General features: G+C 71.7%; 4 protein-coding genes. 1 reads left to right on the top strand and 3 read right to left on the bottom strand.

The genetic code is table 11. The features are described from left to right. Window positions 1–31 precede the first annotated feature (31 nt). Entirely contained in the window at window positions 32–3,541 is a 3,510-nt protein-coding gene (locus IQ279_RS26235; RefSeq protein ID WP_206351810.1) for a sensor histidine kinase, read from the bottom strand. 557 nt (window positions 3,542–4,098) lie between these two features. Here IQ279_RS26235 and IQ279_RS26230 point away from each other — a divergent pair. After that, entirely contained in the window at window positions 4,099–4,278 is a 180-nt protein-coding gene (locus IQ279_RS26230; RefSeq protein WP_206351809.1) for a hypothetical protein, read from the top strand. A 105-nt stretch (window positions 4,279–4,383) separates the two neighbouring features. Here IQ279_RS26230 and IQ279_RS26225 read toward each other — a convergent pair whose 3' ends face one another. Together IQ279_RS26225 and IQ279_RS26220 are read right to left on the bottom strand one after the other, a co-directional pair. Beyond that, window positions 4,384–4,611 (bottom strand): acyl-CoA carboxylase epsilon subunit, encoded by a 228-nt coding sequence (locus IQ279_RS26225; RefSeq protein WP_307792549.1) that lies wholly within the window; start codon window positions 4,609–4,611, stop codon window positions 4,384–4,386. 20 nt (window positions 4,612–4,631) lie between these two features. Next, on the bottom strand, window positions 4,632–6,215 hold the full coding sequence (locus IQ279_RS26220; protein ID WP_206351807.1) for an acyl-CoA carboxylase subunit beta: 1,584 nt from the start codon (window positions 6,213–6,215) through the stop codon (window positions 4,632–4,634). Window positions 6,216–6,350: the final 135 nt, after the last annotated feature.

Here is a 6,350-nt window from a genome sequence, read left to right as displayed (position 1 = left end):
ATTCTGCGCCGCCTGGCTCATCGGGCTCACACTAACGCTCCTGCTGGTAGGTGGGGCCTGTGCCGCGGGCGCCGCCGGCCTGACCGCTTCCGGCCTGCCGACCCTGCTGGATGCCCCGGCGGAGATTGGTCAGCCGGCCGCGTACGTCATCGGGCGCACGCGAGACCTGCGGGCCGGCCGGTGCGGACGGCCGCTGCTGCGCGGTGCCCGCCACGAGGTTGGCGCGCGGCACACGGCGCGGCAGACCGGAGGTGGTGACCCCGCCGGCCGCGGGCTGGCGGAGCTGTTCGGCCCGGCGCCAGCGCTCGTCGTTCGGGTTCTCCTGCCACCCGGCGCCGGCCTCGGCGCCGCCGGACCCTCCGCCGGGCTGCCGCTGGGGCGCCGGCTGGGCGGGCCGCTCGGGCCGCTGGGGGGATGCCGGACCGGACGCCCCCGCCGGCGGGGGCTCGCCCGACGAAGCGGTCGCGGGAGCCTGCTGGGCGGCCTGCCGGGCACTGAACCAGCTCGACTCCATCGACTCGAAGATCGGCGTGCGCTCGTCCGAGCCCGTCGCGGCCGGGCTGCTGCCGGGCAGTTCGTAGGGGGAGGGCTCGCGGACGGTGGAGGCGCCCTGCCGGGGGACGGCGTACTGGCCGGTGTCCTGCGGGCCCTGCTGCCCCTGGGGGGTCTGAGGAGCCTGGGGGGCCGGGTACTGGCCGGTGTCCTGGGGACCACCCGGAAGGGCGTACTGGCCGGTGTCCTGCGGGCCCTGGGGCCGGGGGTACTGACCGGTGTCCTGGGGACCGTGCGGGCCGCCCTGCTGCTCCACACGCGGAAGCTGGGCGGTCTCGCCGGGCCCGGCGGGCTGCTGCGGGTAGGCGCCGGGCCCGCCCGGACGGGCGAACTCCGAGGTGCTCTCGGCCTCTTCGTGACCGCGCGGTGCGTCGGGGGCCTCGTACCGGCCGGCCCCCTGGTCGCCGCGGCCGTCGGCCCAGCTGGGGCGCCGCTCCCCCGGTCCGGCGGGCAGCGCGCCCGCGGAGGCTCCGTCGCGCCGCTGCGGCGGCTGCTGGCCGGCACGGGGCTCGGGGCGCGCGCCGGAGCCGAAGGCGCCCGCGGGGGCGCCCTCTCCGGAGCGGACGGGCTGTCCGGGACGGGGCGGCTGCCCGGGGCCGGGACGGCCGGGGGCGCCGAAGCCCCCGCCCGCGGGACCACCCGCGGGGCCACCCGCGGAGGGACCGCCCGCCGCAGGGCCGCCGGGAAGCGCGGCGCGCGAGGAGTGGCCGCCCTGGACCTGGTTACGGGTGGGCAGCGCACCGAGCCGGCTGGTACCGGCCGGCGCACCGCCGCCCTGCGGCTCCCGCCGCAGCGTGGCGGACGGACCGGCGCCCTGTCCGCCGTCCCCGGAGGGCTTCTTCTGCTGGCCGTTCTGCTGGCCGCCGCGCTGGGTGACGTCGACCGGGAGCATGACCAGCGCGGTCGTGCCGCCGGAGTCGGAGGGGCGCAGCTGGATGCGGATGCCGTGCCGCAGGGACAGGCGGCCGACCACGAACAGGCCCATGCGGCGGGAGACCGAGACGTCGACCGTCGGGGGGTTGGCGAGTCGCTCGTTGATCGCCGCGAGGTCCTCGGGCGACAGCCCGATGCCGGTGTCGTGGATCTCGACCAGCACCCGGCCGTCGGGAAGCGCGTGGCCGGTGACCTTGACCTTGGTCTGCGGCGAGGAGAACGAGGTGGCGTTCTCCAGCAGCTCGGCCAGCAGGTGCACCAGGTCGTTGACGACCCGGCCCGCGACCTCGGTGGTGGGTACGGCGCTCAGCTCGATGCGCTCGTACTGCTCCACCTCGGACGCGGCGGCGCGCAGCACGTCCACCAGCGGCACCGGGCGGGTCCAGCGGCGGCCGGGCTCCTCGCCGGCGAGGACCAGCAGGTTCTCGCCGTTGCGGCGCATACGGGTCGCCAGGTGGTCCAGCTTGAACAGGGAGGAGAGCTGGTCCGGGTCGGCCTCACGGGACTCCAGCTCGGAGATGAGCGAGAGCTGGCGCTGGATCAGGCCCTGGCTGCGGCGCGAGAGGTTGGTGAACATCGCGTTGACGTTCCCCCGCAGCAGCGCCTGCTCGGCGGCGAGCCGGACGGCCTCGCTGTGCACGTCGTCGAACGCCGCGGCCACCCGGCCGATCTCGTCGCGGCTGTGGACGCCGACGGACTCCACGGAGGTGTCCACGTCCTGCGGGTCGGCCTCGGAGAGCTGCTTGACCAGCTCGGGCAGACGGCGGTGGGCCACGTCCTGCGCGGTGTCCTGCAGCCGGCGCAGCGAGCGGATCATGGAGCGGGCCACGACGAACGCCCCGACCAGCGAGATGCCGAGCACGAGCAGCACCAGGACGCCGTTGAAGAGGGCCGACTGCTGGGCCTCGGCCCGCAGCGTACGGGCCTGCTCGTCCATCTGCGTGAGCAGCGAGGCCTCGATCCTCCTCATCTGCTCGATCTTGACCTGGTCCTGGTCGAACCAGTCCAGGTAGGAGCGGTTCTCGCGCGAGATGCCCTTGGGGTCCTTCACCACGCGCTCGGCGTACTCGTCGGCCGAGGTGATGTTGACGATGCCCTCGTCGAGCGGCTTGGTGAGCTCGGCCGCCTCGTTGTTGCCGTAGATGTCGTCGAAGCGCTTACGGGCCGCGCTCTCGCTCTCCCAGGCCGTCCTGATGTACAGGTGGTCGTTGTCCGACAGCTCGGGGCCGTCCTCGCGGGCCAGGCCGGCGCTGATGATCGCCCGCTGCATGGAGGCGTACTCCTTGGCGGAGGAGAACGCCGCCAGCGCACGGGTGCTCTGGATCATCTCCGGGTTGCTGGTGGCCTGCGCCATGTCCTGGGACAGGCTCAGCAGCGACTCGATCAGCTGGTTGTAGTCGTTGACCGTCTGCGAGATGTTGTCCGGGTTGTCGTACGCCCGCTCCCGGATGGTCTTGAGCCGGTTCAGCTGCCGGGTGATGTCCGTGATCGTGGCGCGGACGCCGGAGAGGAGTCCGGCGTCGGCCTCCTCAAGCGCGGGGGTGGCGTCGAAGAACGCCGCCTTGACCTGGTCGGTCTCCTCGCGGGGGCCGACGACCGCGTCGTCCTTGGGGTTGCCGGTGCCGGTCAGGGGGCCGGCCGAGCGGTCCCGCTCCTCCTGGAGCGCCGTCGCCAGCTCGGTGGCGCGCTCGGTCATCTCCGTGAGGAGCTTCATGTTGTCGAGCTGGTCGACCTCGGCGAGCGAGTTGTTGATGCTCAGCGCGCCCAGCGAGGTGGCCGTGACGACCGGAAGGGCCAGCAGCGAGACCAGACGGGTACTGATGCGCCAGTTGCGCAGGGCAAGACGGGAGCCCGTGGCACTGGGTTCCTTGGGCTTCGGGGCACCCTCGGTCTCACCGTCCGGTCGCGCCTTCGCGCGCTTGCCCTTGTCGGCGTCGAGGGCCTGCTCCAGGCCACTGCTCTCCTGGGCGCGCTGTGGTGAGGAGCCGCGGTCGGTCGCACCGCGCAGCTCCGGGTCCCCCACAGCGCTGCCATCCCTCTTGAAACGTCCCTGCACTAGCGTCGCAACCTCTGGACCAGGCGTCCCCCCGCGAACGGTGGAACGGTATCGAGTCGGGAAGGTCCGAGGACCCCCCTGACGGTCGTGAGTGACCGGCGCGCCCCCAAGTCTCCGCCGCGCGGCGCTCCTCTGCGCCCCCTTGCGCGCCGGGTCGTCTCCTGCGGCGGTCCGTGGAATTCCAGCACAGTGCCGGATCTCCAACAAGGTCCGTGGATAAGGCTGTGACATGCGTGACGCTGAGCAGACCCTCCGTGGCGGAGGGTGTAGACGCATACGCCGCATCACGGACTTTTGGCAGCTGACGCCACACGTGAGCCGCTACAGTGCCCACTGCCCCGGTAGCGACACCAGAGGGCGCATCGCCCACTTTGGGGAGTGTATGTCCGTTTGGGTGACCGATTCAGGTGGCCCTTTATGGGGCTTTTGCCCGTCGTTTCGTGAGTAAAATCACAGGCGGATCGTTATACGAGTCATCCCTGGAGGGGAACAGGGCCCCTTACTCTCAGCTTTACACAAGGTATGTAAACGACAAGAAGGCGAACGAGGCAGACCCGGTGAAGACGACGATGATCACGCGCAGTGTTGCCAATCCGCAGCGCACCACCCTGGCCCACCTCAAGGACGCCGACGAGCTGACGGTCGTCCAGGCCGAGCGTGCGGAGGGCGCCGGAGACCTTCCGGCCCAGACCGCCAACCCGCGCCGGACCGTCCTGATGGACGCCCCCGTGGGCTGACCGGCTACCCGGCGACAGACCTCGCCGGCCCCCGTACACCCGAGGTGTACGGGGGCCGGTCCATGTGGTTCGAGTGAGGAGCCGGTTCTCACGGCCCCGCCGGCTTCAGCCCTGCCAGCTGTGGGGAGCCCGGAAGCCGGAGGTGCGCTCCAGGCGGCGCCAGGGCGCGGTGCTGCGGCGTGGACGGGAGGCGGCGGAGCCGGTCCGGTGGGCGGCGGCACGGGCCAGGAGCAGGGCGGTCACCGCGGCGAGTTCCTCCTCGCTGACGTGGCCCTTCTCCACACGGACCACATCGGCGACGGCTGTGGCTGTAGCGGTGGCGGAAGTGTTCACAGGACTGGTCCTCACAGATGTCACTGGGGCGGGTTGCCGTGCTTGCGTGCGGGCAGGTCGGCGTGCTTGGTGCGGAGCATTGCCAGGGCGCCGATGAGGACGGAGCGCGTCTCGGCGGGGTCGATGACGTCGTCGACCAGGCCGCGTTCGGCCGCGTAGTAGGGGTGCATCAGCTCGGACCTGTACTCCTTGACCAGCTCCGTCCGGGTGGCCTCGGGGTCGTCGGAGGCGGCGATCCGCCGCCGGAAGATCACGCCCGCCGCGCCCTCGGCTCCCATCACCGCGATCTCGTTGGTCGGCCAGGCGTAGGTCAGGTCGGCTCCGATGGACTGGGAGTCCATGACGATGTACGCGCCGCCGTAGGCCTTGCGCAGCACCAGCGAGATCCGCGGCACGGTGGCGTTGCAGTACGCGTACAGCAGCTTGGCGCCGTGCCGGATGATCCCGCCGTGCTCCTGGTCCACCCCGGGCAGGAAGCCGGGCACGTCCAGCAGGGTGAGGATGGGGATGTTGAACGCATCGCACATCTGCACGAAGCGGGCGGCCTTCTCGGAGGCGTGGATGTCCAGCACGCCGGCGAGCTGCTGGGGCTGGTTGGCGACGATCCCCACCACCTGCCCGTCCATCCGGGCCAGCGCGCAGATGATGTTGGTGGCCCAGCGCTCGTGGACCTCCAGCATCTCGCCGTCGTCGACGATCTCCTCGATCACCGCGCGCATGTCGTAGGGACGGTTGCCGTCGGCCGGCACCAGGTCGTACAATACCTCGCCGCGCCGGTCGGCCGGGTCGGCGCACTCGGTGCGCGGCGGGTTCTCCCGGTTGTTGGACGGCAGCAGCGACAGCAGGTAGCGGACCTCCTCCAGGCAGGTGGTCTCGTCGTCGTAGGCGAAGTGCGCCACGCCGGAGGTCGACGCGTGCACGTCCGCCCCGCCCAGCCCGTTCTGGCTCACCTGCGCGCCGGTGACCGCCTTGACCACGTCGGGTCCGGTGATGAACATCTGCGAGGTGTCGCGGACCATGAACACGAAGTCGGTCAGCGCCGGGGAGTAGGCCGCCCCGCCCGCGCACGGGCCCAGCATCACCGAGATCTGTGGGATGACGCCGGAGGCCTTGGTGTTGCGCTGGAAGATGCCGCCGTAGCCGGCCAGGGCCACCACGCCCTCCTGGATGCGCGCGCCGGCCCCGTCGTTGAGGGACACCAGCGGCGCACCGGCCGCGATGGCCATGTCCATGATCTTGTGGATCTTGGCGGCGTGGGCCTCGCCCAGCGCCCCGCCGAAGATCCGGAAGTCATGTGCGTAGACGAAGACGGTCCGGCCCTCGACCGTCCCCCAGCCGGTGATCACCCCGTCGGTGTACGGCTTCCTGTCCTCCAGGCCGAAGCCGGTGGCGCGGTGGCGGCGCAGCGGCTCCACTTCCTGGAACGATCCCTCGTCCAGCAGCAGTTCGATCCGCTCGCGCGCGGTCAGCTTGCCCTTGGCGTGCTGGGCCTCGGTGGCCCGCTCGCTCGGACCGCGCCGAACCTGCTCACGGATGGCGTGCAACTCCGCCACACGGCCACGGGCGTCACTCGCCGCGAGCGGCGTCTGGGACAGATCGGTCATGTTCAGACCCTACGAAACCGCCACGCTGTTCGCCGTCGTCGGATTCGTACAGTCTCAGCCCGCGATTCATGGCCACGCTGGACAGAACCATGCCTCTGACGCCCCTACACCAGGGAGGATCCCCAGTTTCCCCGG

The sequence above is a fragment of the Streptomyces verrucosisporus genome (assembly GCF_017114865.1).
Taxonomy (GTDB): domain Bacteria; phylum Actinomycetota; class Actinomycetes; order Streptomycetales; family Streptomycetaceae; genus Streptomyces; species Streptomyces fenghuangensis.
This window is presented reverse-complemented; position numbering and strand designations above follow the sequence as displayed.